20 protein-coding genes, 1 pseudogene and 1 riboswitch are annotated in these 21562 nt (G+C 71.5%); of the genes and pseudogenes, 9 read left to right on the top strand and 12 right to left on the bottom strand.

Annotated features, from left to right (window positions below):
- Positions 1 to 3: 3 nt before the first annotated feature.
- The 7 genes from cobO to AUL34_RS03455 all read right to left on the bottom strand — a co-directional run bounded on the left by cobO (position 4) and on the right by AUL34_RS03455 (position 7796).
- Positions 4 to 645: a cob(I)yrinic acid a,c-diamide adenosyltransferase gene (gene cobO / locus AUL34_RS03485; protein WP_061931259.1), complete on the bottom strand. Its 642-nt coding sequence runs from the start codon at positions 643 to 645 to the stop codon at positions 4 to 6.
- The gene (gene cobN / locus AUL34_RS03480) at positions 642 to 4355 is read right to left on the bottom strand and encodes a cobaltochelatase subunit CobN (protein WP_061931256.1); all 3714 of its coding nucleotides are present in this window, start codon (positions 4353 to 4355) and stop codon (positions 642 to 644) included. The genes cobO and cobN overlap by 4 nt, the downstream gene beginning before the upstream one ends.
- 1 nt (position 4356) lies before the next feature.
- Positions 4357 to 5433, bottom strand: a complete 1077-nt coding sequence (gene cobW / locus AUL34_RS03475) for a cobalamin biosynthesis protein CobW (protein ID WP_061931254.1) — start codon at positions 5431 to 5433, stop codon at positions 4357 to 4359.
- Positions 5434 to 5437: 4 nt separating this feature from the next.
- Positions 5438 to 5950 (bottom strand): bifunctional adenosylcobinamide kinase/adenosylcobinamide-phosphate guanylyltransferase, encoded by a 513-nt coding sequence (gene cobU, locus AUL34_RS03470; RefSeq protein ID WP_061931251.1) that lies wholly within the window; start codon positions 5948 to 5950, stop codon positions 5438 to 5440.
- Positions 5947 to 6660 carry a CbtA family protein gene (locus AUL34_RS03465; protein ID WP_061931248.1) on the bottom strand — a complete coding sequence of 238 codons (714 nt, stop codon included), beginning with the start codon at positions 6658 to 6660 and terminating at the stop codon, positions 5947 to 5949. The genes cobU and AUL34_RS03465 overlap by 4 nt, the downstream gene beginning before the upstream one ends.
- 133 nt (positions 6661 to 6793) lie before the next feature.
- Positions 6794 to 7042, bottom strand: a complete 249-nt coding sequence (locus AUL34_RS03460; protein ID WP_370539018.1) for a CbtB-domain containing protein — start codon at positions 7040 to 7042, stop codon at positions 6794 to 6796.
- Positions 6999 to 7236: riboswitch (cobalamin riboswitch) on the bottom strand. It overlaps the preceding gene by 44 nt.
- A gap of 17 nt (positions 7237 to 7253) precedes the next feature.
- A complete protein-coding gene (locus AUL34_RS03455) occupies positions 7254 to 7796 on the bottom strand; it encodes an AAA family ATPase (protein ID WP_061931242.1) in 543 nt (180 codons plus the stop codon).
- Between the two features lie 93 nt (positions 7797 to 7889).
- Here AUL34_RS03455 and AUL34_RS03450 point away from each other — a divergent pair, with 93 nt between their 5' ends.
- Positions 7890 to 8741 (top strand): SDR family oxidoreductase, encoded by an 852-nt coding sequence (locus AUL34_RS03450; protein ID WP_156420763.1) that lies wholly within the window; start codon positions 7890 to 7892, stop codon positions 8739 to 8741.
- Between the two features lie 6 nt (positions 8742 to 8747).
- On the opposite strand, the gene AUL34_RS03445 is transcribed toward AUL34_RS03450, so the two are convergent.
- The 3 genes from AUL34_RS03445 to AUL34_RS03435 form a co-directional block, all read right to left on the bottom strand.
- On the bottom strand, positions 8748 to 9332 hold the full coding sequence (locus AUL34_RS03445; protein WP_061931239.1) for a cytochrome b: 585 nt from the start codon (positions 9330 to 9332) through the stop codon (positions 8748 to 8750).
- A 98-nt stretch (positions 9333 to 9430) separates the two neighbouring features.
- A complete protein-coding gene (locus AUL34_RS03440; protein ID WP_061931236.1) occupies positions 9431 to 10894 on the bottom strand; it encodes a cobyric acid synthase in 1464 nt (487 codons plus the stop codon).
- Positions 10895 to 10917: 23 nt separating this feature from the next.
- Positions 10918 to 11664 carry a TSUP family transporter gene (locus tag AUL34_RS03435; RefSeq protein ID WP_061931233.1) on the bottom strand — a complete coding sequence of 249 codons (747 nt, stop codon included), beginning with the start codon at positions 11662 to 11664 and terminating at the stop codon, positions 10918 to 10920.
- 264 nt (positions 11665 to 11928) lie between these two features.
- Here AUL34_RS03435 and AUL34_RS03430 point away from each other — a divergent pair, with 264 nt between their 5' ends.
- Genes AUL34_RS03430 through cobM form a run of 6 tightly spaced genes read left to right on the top strand, consistent with a single transcriptional unit; the run spans position 11929 to position 18249 of the window.
- Positions 11929 to 13074 carry a sirohydrochlorin chelatase gene (locus AUL34_RS03430; protein ID WP_061931230.1) on the top strand — a complete coding sequence of 382 codons (1146 nt, stop codon included), beginning with the start codon at positions 11929 to 11931 and terminating at the stop codon, positions 13072 to 13074.
- 13 nt (positions 13075 to 13087) lie between these two features.
- On the top strand, positions 13088 to 13732 hold the full coding sequence (locus tag AUL34_RS03425) for a precorrin-8X methylmutase (RefSeq protein WP_202814932.1): 645 nt from the start codon (positions 13088 to 13090) through the stop codon (positions 13730 to 13732).
- Complete coding sequence (locus AUL34_RS03420) at positions 13729 to 14943, top strand: bifunctional cobalt-precorrin-7 (C(5))-methyltransferase/cobalt-precorrin-6B (C(15))-methyltransferase (RefSeq protein WP_061931224.1); 1215 nt, start codon at positions 13729 to 13731, stop codon at positions 14941 to 14943. Before AUL34_RS03425 ends, AUL34_RS03420 begins: the two co-directional genes overlap by 4 nt.
- Positions 14940 to 15671, top strand: a complete 732-nt coding sequence (gene cobI / locus AUL34_RS03415; RefSeq protein WP_061931221.1) for a precorrin-2 C(20)-methyltransferase — start codon at positions 14940 to 14942, stop codon at positions 15669 to 15671. Before AUL34_RS03420 ends, cobI begins: the two co-directional genes overlap by 4 nt.
- On the top strand, positions 15668 to 17473 hold the full coding sequence (gene cobJ, locus AUL34_RS03410) for a precorrin-3B C(17)-methyltransferase (RefSeq protein ID WP_061931218.1): 1806 nt from the start codon (positions 15668 to 15670) through the stop codon (positions 17471 to 17473). The genes cobI and cobJ overlap by 4 nt, the downstream gene beginning before the upstream one ends.
- Entirely contained in the window at positions 17470 to 18249 is a 780-nt protein-coding gene (gene cobM / locus AUL34_RS03405) for a precorrin-4 C(11)-methyltransferase (RefSeq protein ID WP_061931215.1), read from the top strand. Before cobJ ends, cobM begins: the two co-directional genes overlap by 4 nt.
- On the opposite strand, the gene AUL34_RS03400 is transcribed toward cobM, so the two are convergent.
- Together AUL34_RS03400 and AUL34_RS03395 are read right to left on the bottom strand one after the other, a co-directional pair.
- Positions 18246 to 18995 (bottom strand): cobalt-precorrin-6A reductase, encoded by a 750-nt coding sequence (locus AUL34_RS03400; RefSeq protein ID WP_061931212.1) that lies wholly within the window; start codon positions 18993 to 18995, stop codon positions 18246 to 18248. The genes cobM and AUL34_RS03400 overlap by 4 nt on opposite strands.
- Positions 18985 to 20103: a cobalt-precorrin-5B (C(1))-methyltransferase gene (locus AUL34_RS03395; RefSeq protein ID WP_061931396.1), complete on the bottom strand. Its 1119-nt coding sequence runs from the start codon at positions 20101 to 20103 to the stop codon at positions 18985 to 18987. Before AUL34_RS03395 ends, AUL34_RS03400 begins: the two co-directional genes overlap by 11 nt.
- A 47-nt stretch (positions 20104 to 20150) precedes the next feature.
- Here AUL34_RS03395 and AUL34_RS03390 point away from each other — a divergent pair, with 47 nt between their 5' ends.
- Complete coding sequence (locus AUL34_RS03390; protein ID WP_061931209.1) at positions 20151 to 21458, top strand: cobyrinate a,c-diamide synthase; 1308 nt, start codon at positions 20151 to 20153, stop codon at positions 21456 to 21458.
- Positions 21455 to 21562, top strand: a pseudogene (locus AUL34_RS22785) (threonine-phosphate decarboxylase); the annotation flags it as partial. The gene AUL34_RS03390 and the pseudogene AUL34_RS22785, both read left to right, overlap by 4 nt.

The following is a 21562-nucleotide window of genomic DNA, read 5'->3' as shown; positions in this document are numbered from 1 at the left end:
GCGTCAGAACTCGATGCCGCGCTGCGCCTTGATGCCGGAGCGGAAGGGGTGCTTGACCATCTCCATCTCGGTCACGAGATCGGCGAACTCGATGAGTTCGTCGCGCGCGTTGCGGCCCGTGATGACGACGTGCTTCATCTCCGGCTTGTGGTCGCGAAGGAAGTCCACGACCTCCTCGACGGGAATGTATTCGTAACGCAGGACGATGTTGAGTTCGTCCAGCACCACCATCTGGTGCTCCTCGTCCGTTATCAGCGCCTTGGCGCGCTCCCAGGCCTGCCTTGCCGCGGCGATGTCGCGCTGGCGGTCCTGCGTCTCCCAGGTGAAGCCGTCGCCCATGGCGGTGATCGTGACTTCGCCGGGGAAGCGCTCGAGCGCCTGCCGCTCGCCGGTCTCCCACTTGCCCTTCACGAACTGGACGATGCCGACCTTCATGCCGTTGCCGAGCGCGCGGAAGACGAGGCCGAAGGCGGCCGTCGACTTGCCCTTGCCCTTGCCGGTGTGGACGATGACGAGTCCCTTTTCCTGCGTCTTCGTCGCCAGGATCTTGTCGCGCGCCGCCTTCTTCTTCTTCATCTTCTCGGCGTGGCGGGCGTCGAGTTCGTCCTCGGTCATGGCGGCCAGCAGCGGGGATTTCTCGCTCATCGGGTCGGGTCCTGGGTTTCGCCGGCAAATCTTGCCGAGTTGGAGCGGGGATGCCAGAGGCCGCGTGCGATGGCCTCGGCAAAGCGCGCCCGCATCTCGGCGAGCGCGGCCGGATTGTTGGCGTCGATGAAGGCGGCGACCGTCTCGTCCTCGAGATAGGCGGCGTGGACGAGGTCGAAATGCCGATCGGCCACCGCGTTGGTGGTCGCGGCAAAGGCGAAGAGGTAGTCCACCGTCGCCGCCATCTCGAAGGCGCCCTTGTAGCCGTGGCGCATGACGCCCGCGATCCACTTCGGGTTCACGGCGCGCGCACGCACGACGCGGGCGATCTCCTCGTCGAGCGTTCGGATCACCGGGCGCTCGGGTCGCGAGTGGTCGGTGTGATAGGCGGCGGGGGCGCGGCCGGCGAGGTGCTCGACGGCGGCGCTCATGCCACCCTCGAACTGGTAGTAGTCGTCGGAATCCAGAAGGTCGTGCTCGCGGTTGTCCTGGTTCTGGATTACCGCCTCGATCGCGGAGAGCCGCGTCTCGAAGGCGGCGCGTTCCGACGCCCCTTCCGCATCCGCGCCGTAGGCATAGCCACCCCAGTGGAGGAAGGAATCTGCCAGATCCGCCCGCGTCGTCCAGCCGCCCTCGTCGATCAGCGCCTGGAGACCCGCGCCGTAGGCGCCGGGCTTGGAGCCGAAGACGCGATAGCCCGCCCGTCGCCTCGCTTGCGTAGTGTCGAGGCCTGCGCTCTCCAGCGTGCGCGTCTCCTCGGCCATGCGGGCGGCGATGGGATTGTCGCCCTCGTCCTCGTCCAGCGCACCGACGGCCCGCACCGCCCGGTCGAAGAGCGCGATCTGGTCGGGAAAGGCGTCGCGGAAGAAGCCCGAAATCCGCAAGGTCACGTCGACGCGCGGGCGCCCGAGCGCGGCGGGGGGGATGATCTCGAAGCCGGTGACGCGCCCCGAGGCGCGGTCCCAGGTCGGCTTCACGCCGATCAGCGCGAGCGCTTGGGCAATGTCGTCGCCCCCGGTGCGCATGTTGGCGGTGCCCCAGCAGGTGAGACCGGCCGCGCGCAGCCATTCGCCGTGGTCCTGGAGGTGGCGCGCGACGAGAAGCTCGGCGGACTTGCGGCCGAGCGTCCAGGCGGCTTCGGTCGGCACGGCGCGCGTGTCGACGGAGAAGAAGTTGCGCCCCGTCGGAAGCACGTCCGGCCGCCCCCGCGTCGGCGCGCCGGAGGGGCCGGGGGGCACGAAGCGGCCGTCGAGACCCGCCAAGAGCCCTGCGATCTCGGCAGGGCCGCAGGCGGTGACGGCGGGTTTCAACTGCGCCTCGATCTCGTGGAGCACGGGGAGGGTCGCCGTCCAACCGGGCTCGGATCCCCGCTCGCCCGAGACGAGACGCGCGGCAAGAAGTTCCAGCCGCTCCACGGTATCGCCCTTCGTGCGCCAGGGATCGGCCGTGAGGTCCTGCAGAAGCGCGGGCCGCGCGCCCTCCCACGGCTCGCCCATCAGGCAGTCCAGCGGATCGAAGTCGCTCAAGACCAGATCACCCGCCAGCGCGCGCAGGAGCGAGGCGTCGGCGGCCTCGAGCCCGCGCGGCAGGCGGGCGAGCGCGACGGCAAGATCGGTGAGGAGCCGACCCTCGGGTGCTTGCCCGAAGACATGCAGCCCGTCGCGGATCTGCATTTCCTTCAGGTCGCAGAGCCAGGCGTCGAGCTTTTCGAGCGCCGCGTCGTCGGCTTCGTCCGCGGCCAGGCCGGCGTCAGAGCCAAGGCCGGTTTCGCCGAGGAGATCGACGATCTGCCGCTTGAGGAGCGCGATGCGGCGGGAATCGCCTTGGCTCGCCTCGTAGTATTCGTCCACCAGCCGTTCGAGATCTCTCGCCGGTCCGTGGCTTTCCGCACGCGTCAGCGGCGGGGTGAGGTGGTCGACGATCACGGCCGCCGAGCGCCGCTTGGCCTGGCTGCCCTCGCCGGGATCGTTGACGATGAAGGGATAGAGATGGGGCAGGGGGCCGAGCACCGCCTCGGGGAAGCAGGCGTCGGAGAGCGCCAGCGCCTTTCCGGGCAGCCATTCGAGGTTGCCGTGCTTGCCCATGTGCACGATCGCCTGCGCACCGAAGCTCTCCCTCAGGAAGGCATAGGTCGCAAGATACCCGTGCGGCGGCACGAGGTCCGGCGCGTGATAGGTGTCCTTCGGGTCGATGTTGTAGCCGCGTGCCGGCTGGATGCCGACGACAACCCGGCCCAGGCGAGCGAGCGGCAGGGCGAAGCCGTGCGCGGGGTCGAAGAACGGGTCGTCCTCCGGCGCGCCCCAGCGCTCCGTCACCGCGTTCCGCACGGCGGAGGGCAGGGCGTCGAAGGCGCGGCGGTAGTCCGCGAGCGACAGCGTCTCGCGGATCTCGCGTGCCGTCCGGCCGGCATTGGTCGGCCCGGCCAGGAGATGCTCGATGAGGGCGTTGCCGCTGGCCGGAAGGGCGCCAGTGTCGTAGCCGGCCTCGGCCATGGCACGCAGCACTTCCAGCGTGCCGGCCGGCGTGTCGAGCCCGACGCCGTTGCCGAGCCGACCGTCGCGGTTGGGATAGTTGGCGAGGATGATGGCGACGCGCCGCTCGGGCGGCGGCGTGCCGCGAAGCGCCGCCCAGCGCGCCGCCAGTTCGGCCGTGAAGGCGATCCGGCCGGGTTCCGGCCGATGGGCGACGATGTCGCTCTGCGTCCGCGCGTGCCATTCGCCGGCCGACTTGAAGGCGAGCGCCCGGGTCAGCACCCGCCCGTCCACTTCCGGCAGCGCGACGTTCATCGCGAGGTCGCGCGCGGAGAGCCCTTGGGCGGAGGCCTCCCAAGCCTCGCGCGTGGTGCCCGCCAGAACGCCCTGGAGCACCATCGCGCCGCTCTCGTCAAGAACCGTCGGGACGAAGGGGCGGGCGGGCGCGGAGATCGCAAAGCCCGTGAGGTTGACAACGACGGCGGGTGGGCGCCGCGCCAACAGGGCGCGCAGCGTCTCGACGCTGACCGGGTCCTTCAGCCCCGAGACATAGGCGGGCAGCACGTCGAAGCCGCGCTGTTCCAGCGCCTGCGCCAGGGCCTCCACCACGTCGGTCTGCCCGCTCTGAACGAGTGCGCGGTAGAAGGTGATCGCCGCGAGCGGGCGTGCGGGATCGGGTGGGGGCGCGTGGGGGCGCTCCAACCGCCCGGCCTTGAGGATCGGACGCGCGGGCGCCTCGTCCGGCGCCAAGCCGTCCGCCAGCGCCTCGGCGGAGCGCAGGAAGGCATCGGCGTTGGCCGCGCCGCCTTCGCGAAGGTAGCCCCAGAGCCGGTCGCGCTCGGCCTCGGGCAACGTCGAGAAGTGGTCGAGGCCGGGGTCGGGCCGGTCGTCGCCCGGCAGGACGGCGAGCGCGAAGCCGTGTCGACGCGCCGCCGCGCTCCAGGCCTCGCAGCCGTGGGGCCAGTAGGCGGCGCCGCCGAGCAGCCGGACGACCACGAGCCGCACATGCGGCGCCATGCGCGCGACATGGGTGTCCACCGACATCGGGTGCTGAAGGCGCAGGAGGTTGGCGAGACGCAGATCGTCGTCGCCCAGGCGCAGCCGGTCGGCGGCGAAGGCCAGCGCGGCCAGTTCGGTATCGGCGGCCGACAGCACGAGGACGCGCGCCCTCGTCTGGCCGAGGTCCACCGCCTCGCGCCCGTCCGCAATCGTCCCGCGCTGGAGGCTGAGGAGGTGCAAGCTACTCGGCCGCCGCGCGGGGGCTTTCGCCGAGGGCCCGGACGGCATCGCGGATCGCGGCTTCGCCGTCCTCGATCGCATCGTGCAGGCCGATCACGACGAGCCGCGTTTCGCGGGCTTCACCCGGCGCGAAGGGCCGGTCGAAATAGGTCTCGATGCGCTGGCCCACGGCCTGGACGACGAGGCGCATCGGCTTGCCCTGGATGGCGGCGAAGCCCTTGAGGCGCAGGATGTCATGGCCTGCGATGATCGCCCGCAGGGCCTCGGTCAGCGTCTCGATCGAGGCGACTTCGCCCCCGTCCGCGACGAAGCTCTCGAAGTCCTCGTGGTCGTGCGCGTGCCCGTCCGCATGGTGGATCTCGTGATGCGAGCGGCGCTCCCCGATGAGATCCTCCGTCCCCGCCTTCAGGCCGAGCAGCACGTCGGCCGGCAGGCGGCCGTTCTCGGCTGAGACGACGGCGAGCCTGCGCCCGGCCTCCGCCTCCACCTTGGCGCGAACGTCGGAGAGGGTCGCGGCATCCACGAGGTCCGCCTTGTTGAGGACGAGGAGGTCGGCGGCGCGGATCTGGTCTTCGAAGAGTTCCTCCAGCGGGTTGTCGTGGTCGAGGCTCTCGTCGGCCTCGCGCGCCGCCTGGACCTTGGCCTCGTCGTCGGCGAAGCGCCCGGCGGCGACCGCCGCGGCGTCGATCACGGTGACGACGCCGTCCACGGTGACCCGCGCCTTGACCTCGGGCCAGTTGAAGGCGGCGACGAGCGGCTGGGGCAGGGCTAGCCCTGAGGTCTCGATCACGATGTGGTCGAGCCGGTCGGCGCGTTCCAGAAGCTTCTCCATCGTTGGGATGAAGTCGTCCGCGACGGTGCAGCAGATGCAGCCGTTGGTGAGTTCCACGACGTCCTCCTCGCGGCAGGTCTCTACGCCGCAGCCCTTGAGGATGTCGCCGTCGACGCCGAGGTCCCCGAACTCGTTGATGACGAGTGCGATGCGCCGGCTGCCGGCGTTCTGCAGGAGGTTGCGGATCAGCGTCGTCTTGCCGGCGCCGAGGAAGCCGGTGATCACGGTGGCGGGAATCTTCTGCATGGGATCAGCCCTTGAGTTTCAGCGGCAGACCGGCGGCGACGAAGGTCACCTCGCCGGCCAGGGCCGCGACACGTTGGTGGAGACGACCGGCATCGTCGCGGAAGGTCCGCGCCATCGGGTTCTCCGGCACGATGGAGAGGCCGACCTCGTTGGAGACGAGGACGACGAGGCCGGGAAGGGGCGTTCGCAGGACGCCGTCCAGCGCGTCGAACGCAGCGGGGATGTCCCGCTCCTCCAGCATCAGGTTGGTCAGCCAGAGGGTCAGGCAATCCACGAGGATCGCGCGCCCCTCCCGCGCCTCGCGGCCGATCGCCTCGGCGAGATCGAGGGGCTCCTCCACCGTCGTCCAGGGGGGTGGTCGCCGTTCGCGATGCTCGGCGATGCGCGCTTCCATCTCCGCGTCGAAGGCGCGGCCGGTGGCGAGATACAGCGGCTCGAGGCCGCTGTCCCGGACGAGCCGCTCGGCGAAGGCGCTTTTTCCGGAGCGCGCTCCGCCGAGAACGAAGTGAAGGCTCATGCCGGCACGGTCGCCCCACGTCGCGCACGATCGAGCGCCAGGCCGAGAAGCCCGCCGACCGCCGCCCAGAACAGGGCGGACACGACGAGCGAGGCGACGGCGAACTCGGCGGCGAGCGTTGCGGGCACGGGGCTCGCGATGTCGGCTGGGTGCGGGGCGCCGACGAGATGGGGCAGGAGGAGAAGCGCCAGCCCGCCGACCACGGCCGGCACTGACCGGCGGAACACGAGGAGCCACAGCCCGCCGGCCGACAGGGCGACCGTCGCGAGCCACCACGTCTGGCGGGCCGCGAGATCGGCCGCCGGCATCGCCGGCAGTTCGGGCGGCAGGCCGATCGCCGGGGCGAGCGTGACGACGGCGAAGCCGGCCAGCCCCCAGAGCGCGCCGTTGGCGGCCGTCACGGGGCGGTCGAGGCCGAGGCTCGCGGCCAGGATCAGAAGCGAGAAGGCCGCGCCGATGACGATGTTGGCGAGAAGCGTGCCGCCGATCCGCGCCGCTGTGCCGGGCTCTGCCGCTTCCGCCGTGCCGTGGGCATGGGCGGGCGATATTAGGCTCGGGAGGAGGGCGGCGTGGTCGTGCGCCTCGCCGCCGGTCTCGAAGGTTTCGGCGGCGAGGATCAGCGGCGTCGTCTTGAGATGCTGGATCGGCGTGACGAAGACGCCGGCGAGGATGCCGGCCAGAAGCGCGGCCAGAAAGAAGCGTGCGAGCATGGGAGATCCCTTTCGGCCCGGCGGAACGCCCGAGGCGTTCCGATCCGAGGCCGTGTCACTGGAAAGGCGTTCGCGGCCCGGCAAGGGGCTTCGAGCGAACGCGCAGGGGATGTGGAAGACGGCGAAGGCCGCCTCAGTGACAGGGAAGTCCCATGGCATGGCGCGCGTCGTGCGCGGTGTCGTGCAGCGCGTCGGCGCCGGCAAAGCCCGCGCCCCACAGGAGAAAGGCGCCCGCGGCAAAGGCGAGGATCGCGGCCGGCAGGCGCGCGGAGATGGATCGGCTCTGAGCGATCGGCGAAGCGGTCATGGGTTCAACCTCCGTGACGGCGACCGGAATGGCCGCCTTGGCAACGGATGGCAGGTCTCCTGGCTCGCGGGTCATCGGCGGTCCCCTGCCTTCCCGGACGAAACCGTCCAGTGGCGTTTCCAGCAGTTGCCTGCCGGCGGGGGCGCCTCGTCGCTCTACAGTCGCGGGGTCGGCTGCGATACGGGCCCTTGGGTTAAGTCGGCCCTTCGCATTCCCTCTTAGCTCCCTCCGTCAACTTGGCGGGGGAGACCATCCGTGCGCGAGGATAGACGAAGCGGGAGGCCAGTCAATCGAGGCCGAGACGAGAGCGGACGAAGACGGCGCGCTCGGCGACCGACGCGAGCGGAAGGGGCACCGTCTCGTAGCCGAACTCGCGCCAGGCTCGCGTCACCTCGCGGTGCGTGGCGACCGCTTCCGCGTAGTCCTGCGAGCGTTCGCGGTCGGTCTCGTAGATCGCCTCCCAGGGCGGCGCGACGAAGACGCGGGCATGATAGCGCACAAGCTGCGACGCCCGTTCGACATGGACCGGGACCGGAAGGCCGCAGAGGCGGAGATAGCCGACGAGGTCGGGCAGGCCCCGGTCGAAGAGCACCGGACCCGGAAGGCCGGCCGCTTCGTGCCAGGACCGCAGCTCCCATGTCAGCATCGCCTCCGCGAAGGCCGCCCGGTCGCCCGAAGGCAAAGCCGGTCCGCCGATCGCGGACTGGTCGCGGATCACGGCGCGCCCCGCCTCCGGCATATGGGCGAAACCTGTGGAGGCCAGATGGTCGATCAAGGTCGTCTTGCCGGCGCCGGGTCCCCCGGTGAAGGCGACGCGCAGTGGGGTCATCGCTTGTCTTCCTTTCGCTCGCCGCCCTCCCCTTGGAGCGCGGGCCTGCTATGTCCCCGCCGAACCGAAGAACGACGCTCGAGGACCATTTCCATGCATCACCCCGCCATCGCACCGCTCCACACCGCCGTCGTGATCGGGGGCGCGGCCGGCATCGGGCTCGCTGCCGCCCGGCGCTTCGCCAGGGCCGGGCTGAAGGTCGCGGTCGTCGACCGGCGCATGGAAGACCTGGCGAGCGCGCATGAGGAACTGGTGGCGCTGGCCGATGGCGACGAGACGCGGATCGTGGCGGCCGCCTGCGACGTCAGCGATCGTGCGGGCCTCCAGAAGACCGCCGAGCATATCGCCGAGCGCCTCGGCAAGGTGCATGTGCTGATGAACAATGCCGGCATCCAGCCGGGCTCGTCGATCTTCGGAGACCAGGCCAACTGGGACGCCGTGCTTTCGATCAATCTCGGCGGCGTCGTCAACGGAACGCGGATCTTCGGCCCGGCGATGATGGCCCACGGAGAGCCGGCGCTGATCGTCAACACCGGCTCCAAGCAGGGCATCACCACGCCGCCGGGCGATCCGGCCTACAACGTGTCGAAGGCCGGCGTGAGAGTCTTCACCGAGGCGCTGCAGCACGAACTGCGCGAAACGGCGGGCCATCAGGTCCAGGCGGCCCTCCTGATTCCCGGCTTCGTGTTCACCGGCCTCACCGCCAAGGGCCGCACCGAGAAGCCGGACGGCGCCTGGACGCCCGACCAGACGATCGACTTCATGATGGAGCGGCTCGAAGCCGGCGACTTCTACATCCTGTGCCCGGACGGCGAAACCACGCGCCGGACCGACGAGAAGCGCATCCGCTGGGCGGCGGGCGACATCGTGGAGAACCGTCCGCCCCTGTCGCGCTGGCACAAGGACTGGGCCGGCCGGTTCAAGGACTTCGCGTCCGAGGACTGAGCCGCGTCAGAACGAGCGCAGGGAGCGGGGTCCCCGCTGGGGACCGCGCGTCATGTGGCGCAGCGTCGCATCGCGGCGCACGAGGCCGTGCCAGAGCGCCATGGCGATGTGGCCGGCGATGAGCGCGAAGAGCGTCCAGCCGAGAAACCCGTGCAGGAGGTTGGCCGGCGCCGTCAGCGACGGGTTCGCCGCACCGCCGGGGGCGACGAGCTGGTTGCCATAGACGCTGAAACCCCGACCGTTGTTGGCGGCCCGCAGGATCGCCAGCGAAGGCACCACGACCATCAGCACGTAGAGCGCGAGGTGACCGAGCGTCGCGGCACGGGCCAGGAGCCGCGGGCCCTCGTGTCGCGGCCGGTGCCGGATCTGCGACAGGCCCCAGGCGCCGCGTGCGAGCACCAGCGCCCATAGCGTGAAGCCGACCGAATAGTGGGTGCCCCAGAAGAAGCGTTCCACCGCCGTGTCCTCCGCGACCGCGGACAGGAACACCGTCGTGAACTGCCAGACGAACAGCAGCGCCATGCCCCAGTGAAGGGTGCGCGACACGAGGCCGTAGCCGGTTCGGGTATCGGTCAGGGACGTTGCGACCACGAGGCGTCTCCAGATTGCGCTGGCGCAGATCTGGAGCGATTTTTCATGGATTGCCAATTACGGATTCGACATCTTGCGCCCCCGCTCGGGGCGACGGGTCACCGCGCGCGGGCGATGCGCTCGAGAGCCGCGATGTCGAGACAGGCCTCCAACCGCGCGGCGAGGGCGTCGAGCGCTTCCTCGACGTCCCCCTGGTGGGAGCGGCCTGGCTTGGTGACGCCGAGCCCGGCCAGATAGGCCTCGCGCCAACGGTCGCCCGAGAACAGGCCATGCAGATAGGTGCCGCAGACCCGCCCGTCGGCGCTCACCGCGCCCTCGGGCTGCGAAGCGACATGGGCGAAGGGGCGCGCGCGGTCCGGCCCCTCGCTTTGCCCCATGTGGATCTCGTAGGCGGGGAAGGCGATGCCGCCGTGCCCGATCGCCTCGACCTCCCTGAGGGTCTTCGGGCCCAGCATCCGCGTCTCGACGTCGAGAAGGGCGAGGCCGTCCGCCTCGCGCGTGTCGCCCTCGACGCCGTCGGGGTCGAGGATGCGGCGTCCCAGCATCTGGTAGCCGCCGCAAAGGCCGAGCACGTGACCGCCGCGCGCGTGATGGGCGAGGATCGCGCGGTCCCATGCCTCGCCGCGAAGGGCCGTGAGGTCGGCGATCGTCGCCTTGGAGCCCGGCAGGAGCACGAGGTCGGCGTCGTCCGGCCATGGCTCGCCCGGCCGCACCAGCGCGACGCAGACGCCGGGCGTCGCGAGCAGCGGATCGAGGTCGTCGAAATTGGCGATGTGCGGCAGGCGCGGCACCGCGACGCGAAGGTCGCCCGGCTTCGGTCTTTGCGTGGGCCGGCGGTCCAGCGCCACGGAGTCCTCGGCCGGCAGGCGCGCCGTCTCGGGGGCCCAGGGCACCACGCCGAAGCTCGGCCAGCCGGTGAAGCGGGTGACGGCGGCAAGCCCCTCGGCGAAGAGCGTCGGGTCGCCCCGGAACTTGTTGATCAGGAAGCCGCGAATGGGTGCGCGGTCCTCTTCAGGCAGGATCGCGTGCGTGCCGACGAGCGAGGCGATGACGCCGCCCCGGTCGATATCGCCGACCAGCACCACCGGCACCCCGGCGGCGCGCGCGAAACCCATGTTGGCGATGTCGCCGGCGCGCAGGTTGATCTCGGCCGGCGACCCCGCGCCCTCGACCAGCACGAGGTCGGCGCCGGCGGACACCTCGGCGAAGCTGTCGAGGACGGCCGGCAGGAAGCGCGCCTTCAGCGCCTGGTAGTCGCGCCCCCGCGCCGCGCCCACGACGCGTCCCTGCACCACGACCTGCGAGCCGGTCTCCGATTGCGGCTTGAGGAGGACGGGATTCATGTGGACGCTCGGCGCTACGCGGCAGGCCAGCGCCTGGAGCGCCTGCGCCCGACCGATCTCGCCCCATTCGCCGACGCTCGGGTTCCAGGCGACGGCCGCGTTGTTGCTCATGTTCTGCGGCTTGAACGGCCGCACGGTGAGCCCCCGATTGGCGAAGAGGCGGCAGAGGCCGGCCACGAGGACGCTCTTGCCCACATCCGATCCCGTGCCCTGCAGCATCAGGGCCGGGACTGGGGGCCTCGTCACGACCACAGTAGCCGCACCGCCAGCGCGATGCAGACGAGGACGAGAAGCGGGCGGATCAGCCCGGCGCCGAAGCGCATGGCGACGCCGGCGCCGACGCGCGCGCCGAGAAACTGCGCGACGCCCATGGCGAGCCCGAGCTTCCAGTGGATGGAACCGACGAGGGCGAAGACGGCAAAACCCCCGAAGTTGGAGGCGAAGTTGAGAAGCTTGGTGTGGGCGGTCGCCTTCAGGACGCCGTAGCCGGCGAGCGACACGAAGGCCAGCATGAAGAACGACCCCGTGCCCGGCCCGAACAATCCGTCATAGGCGCCGATCAGGGGCACCAGGAACAGCGCGAAGGCGGCCGGCGAGATGCGCCGTTCGCGGTCGACGTCCGAGAGCCCCGGCTTCAGCGCGAAATAGACGGCGATGGCGATCAGGAGGAACGGCAGGAGCCGGCGCAGGAAATCCAGCGGCAGGGACGCGGCAAGCAGCGCGCCGAGACACGCGCCGCCAAAGGAGAGGGCGGCGGCCGGCAGGAGGGGTTTCAGCTGCACGTGGCCCTTGCGCGCATAAGTGATGGTGGCGGACGCCGAGCCGAAGAGCGACTGGAGCTTGTTCGTGCCGAGCGCCGACAAGGGGTCGAGGCCGCCGAGCAGGAGCGCCGGCACCGTGATCATGCCGCCGCCGCCCGCGATCGCGTCGATGACGCCCGCCACGAAGGCGGCCAGGACGAGGAGGATGAAGGGGTCGTCGAAGGGCATGGACGGCGGCTTTCGCGGGACGGGCCCGGAGGCCATAGGCCGGGCTGCCCGTCCGGCCAAGCGGAAACGGTCGGCGATTTGACGAAGCCCGCGCCGTCCGTCATGAAGCGCGGGCCTGACGGTGCCTCGAACGAGGCTCTGACACTCAAGATTTCACGGGCGGCCGACCCAATCCGGGGGCCGACGCGAGAACCGGCGGATCGATTCGCTGCGCAAAAGTTTTGCGCCGCGCCTCCTCCGGCGATGCAAGGACGGAGGACGACGATGAAGGCCTTGATGCTGTGCGGCCATGGCAGCCGCGACCGGGGCGCGGTGGACGAGTTTCGCGGCCTCGCCGAGAAGATGGCGCGCCGCCTGCCCGACTGGAGCGTCGACTACGGCTATCTCGAATTCGCCACCCCGATCATCCGCGACGGGCTGGATCGGCTGAAGGCCAAGGGTGCGACGAACATCCTGGCGTTGCCGGGCATGCTGTTCGCCGCCGGCCATGCCAAGAACGACATCCCGTCCGTCCTCAACACCTATGCCGCGCAGAACGACGTGTCCGTCACCTACGGGCGCGAACTCGGCATCGACCCGAAGATGATCCGCGCCGCCGGGGAGCGCATCCGCGAGGCGCTGCGCAGCGATGGCTGGCGCGACGGCGAGCCGCTGCACGACACGATGCTGGTGGTGGTCGGGCGGGGGGCGTCCGATCCCGACGCCAATTCCAACGTCGCCAAGGTCATGCGCCTCCTGTGGGAGGGCCTCGGCTTCGGCTGGGGCGAGACGACCTATTCCGGCGTCACCTTTCCGCTCGTCGAGCCGGGCCTCACGCACGTCGCCCGGCTCGGCTACGGCCGCGTCGTGGTGTTTCCCTATTTCCTCTTCACCGGCATCCTGGTCGACCGGATCTACGACGCGACGGATCGCGTCGCCGCCGCCCATCCCGGCATCCGCTTCCTGAAGGCGAAGTATCTCGGCGCCCACGATCTCGTGGTGGAGACCTTCGTGGACCGTTTGGAGGAGATCCTCCAGGGCACTAACCTCATGAACTGCCAGATGTGCAAGTATCGCGAGCAGGTGCTGGGCTTCGAGGCCGAGGTCGGCCTGCCCCAGGAAAGCCACCACCATCACGTCGAGGGCATCGGCACGGGGCCTGCGGGGCACGAGCATGGGGCGGGGCATCACCACGACCATTCGCATGGTCACGACCACGCGCACCACCATCATCACGATCATCCGCACGACCATTCCCACGGTCCGGATCACCACCACGATCACGCCCCGGGCCATGACCACAGCCATGGCCACGCACACGGCGAGAGCCACAGGCACGACCACGGCCACGGGCACGGGCACGCGCACACGCATCATCCCTATCCGCATGCCGACCATCCGCTCGGGCCGCGCACGCTGAAAGGGCACTGAGGCGCCGATGCCCGTGCCCGCCCACCTGCGCGATCCCGCAGCGATCTATGCGCTGAGCTTTCGCACCATCCGCGAGGAGGGCGCGCCCGCGCTCGCGCGTCTTGCCCCCGACGCGCAGGACCTCGCGATCCGTATCGCCCATGCCTGCGGCATGGTGGATGCGATCGACGACCTCGTCGTCTCGCCGGGTGCCGTGGCGGCGGGGCGGGCGGCGCTGCAGCGCGGCGCACCGATCCTCGTCGACGCCGAGATGGTCGCGCATGGCGTGATCCGGGCGCGGCTTCCGGCCGGCAATCGCGTGGTGTGCCGTCTGAACGATTCCGGCGTTTCCGAGCATGCGAGACAGGTTGCCACCACGCGATCGGCCGCGCAGGTGGATCTGTGGGACGCCGATCTCGACGGGGCGGTGGTCGCCATCGGCAACGCGCCGACCGCGCTGTTCCGTCTTCTGGAACGGCTCGACGAAGGCGCGCCGCACCCTGCCGTGATCCTCGGCTTTCCCGTGGGTTTCGTCGGCGCCGCCGAATCGAAGGCGGAACTCGCCGCGAACCCGCGCGGGCTCCCCTTCGCGACGCTCACCGGCCGGCGCGGTGGCAGCGCCGTGGCGGCGGCCGCCGTCAACGCGCTCGCCGCCGGCCTCGAGGGCGCGCCGGCATGACGCCCTGGCTGCATCTCGTCGGCATCGGCGACGGCGGGATCGAGACCCTTTCGCCCGAAGCCGCGCGCGTCCTCGCCGCGGCGGAGATCGTCTTCGGCGGCGCCCGTCACCTGGCGCTGCTACCCGCGGACCATCCGGCCGAGCGACGTCCCTGGCGCTCGCCCTTCGCCGCGTCGGCACCCGACATCCTGGCCGCGCGCGGGCGCCGCGCGGTGGTGCTGGCGACGGGCGATCCGTCCTGGTTCGGCCCGGCGCGCTGGCTGCGCGAGGTGATCGAGCCCGGCGCGTTCGCGGTTCTTCCCGCACCCTCCGCCTTTTCGCTGGCCGCCGCACGGCTCGGCTGGGCGCTGGAGGATGTGCGCTGCGTGTCGATCCATGGCCGGCCGCTGGAAGCGGTCGTCCCCGAATTGCGCGACGGCGCGCGCCTGCTGCTTCTGTCGGAGGACGGCGCATCCGCCACGCGCCTCGCGGCGTTCGTCGCGGCGCGCGGGTTCGGGACAAGCCGCCTCCATGTGCTGGAGCACATGGGCGGCGCGGCCGAGCGGATCCGCGAGGCGAAGGCAGCTGGCTTCGATCTCCAGGCCATCGCCGATCTCAACACGATCGCGCTCGAATGCCGGGCTGACGCGGGCCGCCGTGCCCGCTCCACGGTCGCCGGCCTGCCCGACGACGCCTTCCGCCACGACGGCAAGATGACGAAGCGAACCCTGCGCGCGCTGGCGCTCTCGGCGCTCGAGCCGATGCCGGGCGAGCTTCTCTGGGACGTCGGCGCCGGATGCGGCTCGATCTCGGTGGAATGGCTGCGCGCCGCGCCGGGTGGCCGAGCGATCGCCATCGAGCCCGTCGAAGCGCGCCGGGCGATGATCGCCGAGAACGCCGAGCGCCTCGCGCCGGTCGGCCTCGCCATCGTCCCCGCCCGCGCCCCGGACGCCTTCGATGGGCTGCCCGCCCCCGACGCCGTGTTTCTCGGCGGCGGGCTGACGGACGGGCTGTTTCCCGCGGCCTTCGGCGCCCTGAAACCCGGCGGGCGGCTGGTCGCCCATGCGGTGACGCTCGAATCGGAGGCGATCCTCCTCGCGCTCCACGAGGTCCACGGGGGCGAACTCCTGCGCGTCTCGGTGGCGGCCGCCGAGCCCGTCGGCCCCTATCGCGGCTGGCGGGCGTCGATGCCCGTCACCCACTGGCATGTCACGAAGAAGGCTCTTCCATGACCGGCCGGCTTCTGGGCCTTGGCCTCGGGCCCGGCGATCCCGAACTCCTGACGCTGAAGGCGGTGCGGCTCCTGCGCCAGGCGCCGGTCATCGCCTATCCGCTGTCCGAAGGCGCCACGAGCCTTGCGCGCGCGATCGCGGCCCCGCACCTGCCGGGCGGCCAGGTCGAGATCGCGATCCCGCTTTGCATGGCGAGCGAGCGAGCGCCGGGGCAGGGGGCCTACGATCTCGCCGCTCCGAAGATCGCCGACGCGCTCGATTCAGGGCGGGACGTCGCCGTCCTGTGCGAGGGCGATCCGTTCTTCTACGGCTCGTTCCTCCAGCTCTTCGCCCGCCTCGGTCATCGCTATCCCACGGAGGTCGTGCCCGGCGTCTCCTCGGTGATGGCGGCGGCGGCGCGCACGGGCCGCCCTTTGAGCGCGCGCGGCGACCGCTTCTGCGTCCTGCCGGCGACGCTGCCCGACGAGGCGCTGCGGCCGGCGATCGCGGCGGCGGAGAGCGTCGCGATCCTGAAGCTCGGCCGGCATTTCGAACGGGTGAAGGCATTGATCGCGGACATGGGTCTCACCGCCCGGGCGAGCTACGCGGAACGCATCGGCCAGCCGGGCGAGCGCGTCCTGCCGCTCGCCGAGACCGACGCCCGCGCGCCCTACTTCGCGCTGATCCTTCTCTACAAGGGGGGCGAACCCGCGATCCTCCGCGCGCTGGACGAGGGGAATGCCCGATGAATACGCCGGCGATCCTCTGCCTCGGCCCCGCCGCCTCCACCCTCGCACGTCGTCTCGCCGATGCCTTGCGCGGCGAGGTGCATGGCACGACGCGCGTGTCCGGCGCCGACGTGACCTTTGCCCATGCCGGCGAGCACATCCGCGCCCTCTTCGCCGCCGGGCGGCCGATCGTCGCCCTGATGGCGTCGGGCGCCCTGATCCGCATCCTGGCGCCGCTCCTCGCCGACAAGGGCACCGAGCCACCGGTCCTTTGCGTGGCCGAGGATGCCTCGGCCGTGGTGCCGCTCCTCGGCGGGCACCACGGCGCCAACGATCTCGCACGCCGCATCGCGGTTGTCCTCGATGTCGCGCCCGCCATCACCACGGCCGGCGACCTGCGTTTCGGCGTGGCGCTCGACGCGCCGCCCGAGGGCTACGCGCTCGAAAACCCGGCCGACGCCAAGGGCGTGATGGCCGAACTCCTCTCCGGCGAGCATGCCTGGATCGAAGGCCGGGCGGACTGGCTCGAAGCGTCCTCCATCCCCGTCTCCGACGACGGGCGCGTGTCACTGTCGGTGACGGACGCGGCACGGCAACCGGCTCCGCTCGAACTCCTCTACCGCCCGAAGACGCTGGTGCTCGGGATCGGTGCCGAGCGCGGCGCGCCGCCGGAAGAGGCCGTGGCGCTGGCGGAGCGCGTGCTGGCGGAATCCGGCCTCAGCCCCTTGTCGCTCGCCGCCGTCGCCTCGCTCGACCTGAAGGCCGACGAGCCCGCCATCCATGCGGTCGCCGCCCGCTACGGCGTGCCCGCCCGCTTCTTCGACGCCGCACGGTTGGAGGCGGAAACGCCGCGGCTGGCGAACCCATCCGAGGTCGTCTTCCGGGAAGCCGGCTGCCACGGCGTTTCGGAAGGCGCGGCGCTCGCCGGCGCGGGAGCGGACGGCGCCCTCGTGGTTGCCAAGCGCAAGTCGGCGCGCGCGACGGCGGCCCTTGCCCGGGCGCCCCGGCCCGTCGATCCGGCCACGATCGGCCGCGCGCGGGGCAGCCTCTTCGTCGTCGGGATCGGGCCGGGCGGGGCGCAATGGCGCTCGCCGGAAGTCTCCGCCATGGTCGCCCGCGCGAGCGATCTCGTCGGCTACTCGCTCTATCTCGACCTTCTCGGACCTTTGGCCACCGGCAAGCAGCGCCACGACTTCGATCTCGGGGCGGAGGAGGCGCGGGTGCGCTTCGCGCTGGAACTCGCGGCGGAGGGGCGCGACGTCGCGCTCGTCTGCTCGGGCGATGCCGGCATCTACGCGATGGCGACGCTGGTGTTCGAACTGATCGACCGGGGCGACGTGTCTCACAGTGCGCGCCGCGTCGCGATCGCAGTGTCGCCCGGCATCTCGGCGCTGCAGGCCGCCGCCGCGCGGGCCGGCGCGCCGCTCGGGCACGACTTCTGCACGATCTCGCTGTCCGACCTCCTCACGCCTTGGGAGGACATCCAGCGGCGGGTGAAGGCGGCCGCCGAGGGCGACTTCGTGATCGCCTTCTACAATCCGGTTTCGAAGCGCCGCCGCACGCAACTCGCCCACGCCCGCGACGTGCTGCTCAGCCATCGCCCGGCCGAGACGCCGGTGGTGCTCGCCACCAATCTCGGGCGCGAGGGCGAGAGCGTCCGCATCGTGGAATTGCAGCATCTCGCGGTCGACGAGGTCGACATGCTGACCGTGGTCGTCGTCGGCTCCACCAACACGCGCGCCTTCACGAGCGGTGAGGGGCGCACCTATGCCTACACGCCGCGCGGCTATGCCGCGAAGGCCGGATCGGGGATCGGATCGTGACCGTTCATTTCATCGGTGCCGGACCCGGCGCGCCCGACCTCATCACCGTCCGCGGGCTTCGCCTCATCGAGCGTTGCCCGGTCTGTCTCTATGCCGGGTCGCTGGTGCCGGAGGAGATCGTGAAGGCGGCGCCCGAGGGCGCCCGCGTCCTCGACACGGCGCCGATGCATCTCGACGAGATCGTCGCCGAGATGGAGGCCGCCCATGCGGCCGGCCTCGATGTGGCGCGCGTCCATTCCGGCGATCCGTCGATCTACGGCGCGACGGCCGAGCAGATGCGCCGTCTGGACGCACTGGGGATCGCCTACGACGTGACGCCGGGCGTGCCCGCCTTTGCGGCGGCGGCCGCCGCGCTCCGGCAGGAGCTGACGATCCCCGAGGTCTGCCAGAGCGTCATCGTGACACGCACGGCGATGAAGTCCTCCGCCATGCCGGCGGGCGAGGACCTGGCGACATTGGGCCGGAGCGGCGCGACGCTCGCGATCCACCTGTCGATCCGCAACCTCGCCCATATCGAGCGCGAACTCTCGCCCTTGCCGGCCTATGGACCGGACTGCCCGGTGGTCGTCGCCTATCGCGTCGGCTGGCCGGACGAAGCCTTCATCCACGCGACGCTCGCCACCGTGGCCCGCAAGGTGCGCAAGGCCAAGCTCACCCGTACGGCGCTCGTGCTGGTCGGCCGGGCATTGGGCGCCGAGGGGTTCATAGACTCCAAGCTCTACGACGCGGCGCATCCCCATATCCTGCGCTCCGTCCGCGGCAAGTCGGCCGGCTAGGGCGTTCTCCGGAGCCACGCGACCGCCTCTTCGACGCTCGCCACCATCGGCGGCGGTGGGGCGGGCGGGCGGTCGATGAGGACGACGGGAAGCCGGAGAGCCCCCGCAGCCTCGATCTTCGCGTAGGACGCCGCGCCGCCTGCGTTGCGGCAGACGACGTGGGTGATGCCTTTTCCTGCGAACAGCGCGATCTCGGATGCCGCGTCCCCCGGTTTGCCGAGAACGAGGTCGGCCGCGAAGGGCAGCGCGTCCGGCGGATCCACCATCCGCAGGACGGGTCGCAGATCCGGTCGGTGGCGGAACGGCGCGATGTGCTGCCGGCCCAGCGCCAGAAACGGCCGTGCGCCGGGGGGCAGGGCGTCGCACGCACTCTTCAGGCACGCGACGTGGACCCACCGGTCGCCGGGACGCGCGTCCCAGCCGGGGCGATGGAGCGCGAGGCGCGGCACGCCGGCCGCAAGCGCTGCCTCCGCCGCATTGCGCGAAATACCCGCCGCGAACGGATGCGTCGCGTCCACGAGATGGGTGATGCCTTCCGCTGCGAGATAGGCGGCAAGGCCCGCCGCGCCGCCGAAGCCGCCGATGCGGGCTTCGACCCCTTCGGGCAGATCGGGTCGAAGGGTGCGGCCGGCCAGCGACAGCACGAGTCGCTCGACGCGGCGTTCCGTGTGCAGACGGATCGCGAGCGCCGTGGCTTCCGCCGTGCCGCCGAGGATCAGGACGCCGAGCGCTTCTCTAGACGGCACGCGCGATCACCCCGCCCGCCCGGTCCGTCACCAGCACCTCGACGCGGCACGGCGCATCGCCGAGCGCGTCGCGCGCCGTCGCGAGCGCCTTCGATGCGACGGGCGCGGCGAGATCCAGCCCTACCCCGGCGGCAAGGTCCAGCACCTCCTTCGCCGTGTTGGCGCCGAGCACGGCGCCCCGCGTCTCGGCCGCGACCTCGCCCATGAGGGCGAGCAGGAAGCCGGGGTCCACCTGGCTGCGTCCCGAGTGAAGGTCGAGCGACCCCTGCGCGAGCTTGGTGAACTTGGCGAACCCGCCGATCAGCGTCAGCCGCGGCACCGGGTGGCGGCGAAGGTATTTCAGGACGCCGCCGGCGAAGTCGCCCATGTCGAGATAGGCGATGTCGGGAAGCTCGGGATACAGGCGTCGCGCCGCGTCCTCGCTGGTGGAACCCGTCGCGCCGATGACATGGGCAAGCCCAGAGGCGCGCGCGACGTCGATGCCGCGATGGATCGAATGGATCCAGGCCGAGCACGAGAACGGGTGAACGATCCCCGTCGTGCCGAGGATCGACAACCCGCCGAGGATGCCGAGCCGCCCGTTCCAGGTCCGCTCCGCCAGCCGCTCGCCGTCCCGCACCTCGATCGAGATTTCGACGTCCGGCGCAAGCCTGTGGACGGCGCAGAGCGCCTCGACCTCGGCGCGCATCAGGGCGCGGGGCACCGGGTTGATCGCCGGCTCGCCGGGCGGGATCGGCAGGCCCGGCCGCGTCACCGTGCCGACCCCCGGCCCTGCGCGGAACACGATGCCGCTGCCCGGCGGGCCGAAGCGCACGCGCGCGCCGACTTCGGCGAGGTGCGTGACGTCGGGGTCGTCGCCGGCGTCCTTGACGATGGCGGCGAAGGCTTGCGCCTGCGTGAGCGCGGTGCGCGCCAGCGGGAAGGCGGGCCGCTCGCCCTTGGGCAGGACGATCTCGACGGGATCGGGGAATTCCCCGGTGAGGAGCGCGGCGAGCGCGGCCTTGGTCGCGGCGGTGGCGCAGGCGCCCGTGGTCCAGCCGCGCCGCAGCGGCACGCCGTCCCGCGTTTCGCTTGTTCCTGTGCGGCGCTGGCCGAGATCGAGACCCATCGGGGGCTTATAGGCGCGGCGCATCCGTGCGAAAAGCGCCACCGATCATGCCCGTCGTTCCGCCCCGTCCCGGTCTCCTCGTCGCCGCGCCCCAGTCGGGCAGCGGCAAGACGCTTCTCACCCTGGCACTCCTGCGCTGGGCGCGTCGGCGCGGGCTGGGTGTCGCGCCCGCCAAGGCGGGGCCGGACTATATCGATCCCGCTTTCCACGCGGTGGCGGCGGGGCGCGCATCCGTCAATCTCGACCCCTATGCCATGCGCCCCGCGCTGATTCGCGATCTGGCCGAGACCGGTGGCGACGCCCTCGTCGTTGAGGGCATGATGGGGCTCTTCGACGGCGCGGCGGATGGAACGGGCTCGGCCGCCGACCTCGCCGAGATCTTGGGGCTCCCCGTGCTCCTCGTGGTGGATTGCGCCAGGCAGTCGCACTCGGTGGCGGCCTTGGTGCGAGGGTTTCGCGACCATCGCGAGGGCCTGCCCCTGTGCGGCCTCGCGCTCAACCGCGTCGGCAGCGCGCGGCACGAGGCGATGCTGCGCGGCGCGCTCGAGCCGTTGGGCCTGCCGATCCTCGCCGCGCTGCCCCGGCGCGAGGCGCTGGCGATGCCGGAGCGCCATCTCGGTCTCGTCGGCGCCGGGGAGACCGACGGGCTCGACGCGTTTCTGGAGCGGGCGGCCGACTGGTTCGGCGAGGGCGCGGACGCGGCGGCCTTCGAAGCGCTGCTTCGATCCGCGCAGCCACGGCGGAACCCCATCGCCCCGACGGCACGCCTTGCCCCGCTCGGTGCCCGAATCGCGGTGGCGCGCGACGAGGCCTTCGCCTTCGCCTATCCCCACCTCCTCGATGGCTGGCATAAGGCGGGGGCGGCGCTGTCGTTCTTCTCGCCGCTCGCTGGCGAAGGACCGGACGCCACGGCGGATGCCGTATTCCTGCCGGGGGGCTATCCCGAGCTTCATGCCGGTCGCATCGCCGAGGCCGGCGGGTTTCACGCCGGCATGGCGCGAGCGCGCGAGCGAAATGCCATGATCTATGGCGAATGCGGCGGCTACATGGTTCTCGGCGACGTGCTGGAGGACGCCGGAGGTCGGCGCCATCCGATGCTCGGCTTCCTGCCGCTCGTCACCTCCTTCGCCACGCAGCGCCTCCATCTCGGCTATCGCCGGCTGACGGCGCTGCCGGGCGGTCCCTGGGAAGGGCCGCTCGTCGGCCACGAGTTCCACTATTCCACGATCGTCGGGGAGGGCGAGGGCGAGCGGCTGTTCGAGGCCGCGGATGCGCTCGGCGAAGCCCTCGGCGGCGTCGGTCTTCGGCGCGGGCGCGTGTCCGGCTCCTACATCCACGTGGTCGACCGCACGTGAGCGCGCATCTCGTCCACGGCGGGGCGCTGGGCGCGGCGATCGCGCGCTTCGGCGGGCGGCGCGAGGACTGGCTCGACCTGTCCACCGGCATCAATCCTGTGCCC

The sequence above is a fragment of the Aureimonas sp. AU22 genome (assembly GCF_001463745.1).
Classification (GTDB): Bacteria; Pseudomonadota; Alphaproteobacteria; order Rhizobiales; family Rhizobiaceae; genus Aureimonas.
Note: the sequence above shows the minus strand (reverse complement) of the source record. Positions and strands in the feature narration are given on the sequence as shown.

Coding starts and splice junctions, on each gene's coding strand:
- AUL34_RS03390 (WP_061931209.1), top strand. CDS start 20,151: ATGCCCGTCGTTCCGCCCCGTCCCGGTCTCCTCGTCGCCGCGCCCCAG.
- AUL34_RS03420 (WP_061931224.1), top strand. CDS start 13,729: ATGACGCCCTGGCTGCATCTCGTCGGCATCGGCGACGGCGGGATCGAG.
- AUL34_RS03440 (WP_061931236.1), bottom strand. CDS start 10,894: ATGCTGCAGGGCACGGGATCGGATGTGGGCAAGAGCGTCCTCGTGGCC.
- AUL34_RS03450 (WP_156420763.1), top strand. CDS start 7,890: ATGCATCACCCCGCCATCGCACCGCTCCACACCGCCGTCGTGATCGGG.
- AUL34_RS03455 (WP_061931242.1), bottom strand. CDS start 7,796: ATGACCCCACTGCGCGTCGCCTTCACCGGGGGACCCGGCGCCGGCAAG.
- cobO (WP_061931259.1), bottom strand. CDS start 645: ATGAGCGAGAAATCCCCGCTGCTGGCCGCCATGACCGAGGACGAACTC.
- AUL34_RS03465 (WP_061931248.1), bottom strand. CDS start 6,660: ATGCTCGCACGCTTCTTTCTGGCCGCGCTTCTGGCCGGCATCCTCGCC.
- AUL34_RS03435 (WP_061931233.1), bottom strand. CDS start 11,664: ATGCCCTTCGACGACCCCTTCATCCTCCTCGTCCTGGCCGCCTTCGTG.
- cobJ (WP_061931218.1), top strand. CDS start 15,668: ATGAATACGCCGGCGATCCTCTGCCTCGGCCCCGCCGCCTCCACCCTC.
- cobW (WP_061931254.1), bottom strand. CDS start 5,433: ATGCAGAAGATTCCCGCCACCGTGATCACCGGCTTCCTCGGCGCCGGC.
- cobI (WP_061931221.1), top strand. CDS start 14,940: ATGACCGGCCGGCTTCTGGGCCTTGGCCTCGGGCCCGGCGATCCCGAA.
- cobU (WP_061931251.1), bottom strand. CDS start 5,950: ATGAGCCTTCACTTCGTTCTCGGCGGAGCGCGCTCCGGAAAAAGCGCC.
- AUL34_RS03430 (WP_061931230.1), top strand. CDS start 11,929: ATGAAGGCCTTGATGCTGTGCGGCCATGGCAGCCGCGACCGGGGCGCG.
- AUL34_RS03460 (WP_370539018.1), bottom strand. CDS start 7,042: ATGACCCGCGAGCCAGGAGACCTGCCATCCGTTGCCAAGGCGGCCATT.
- AUL34_RS03395 (WP_061931396.1), bottom strand. CDS start 20,103: ATGGGTCTCGATCTCGGCCAGCGCCGCACAGGAACAAGCGAAACGCGG.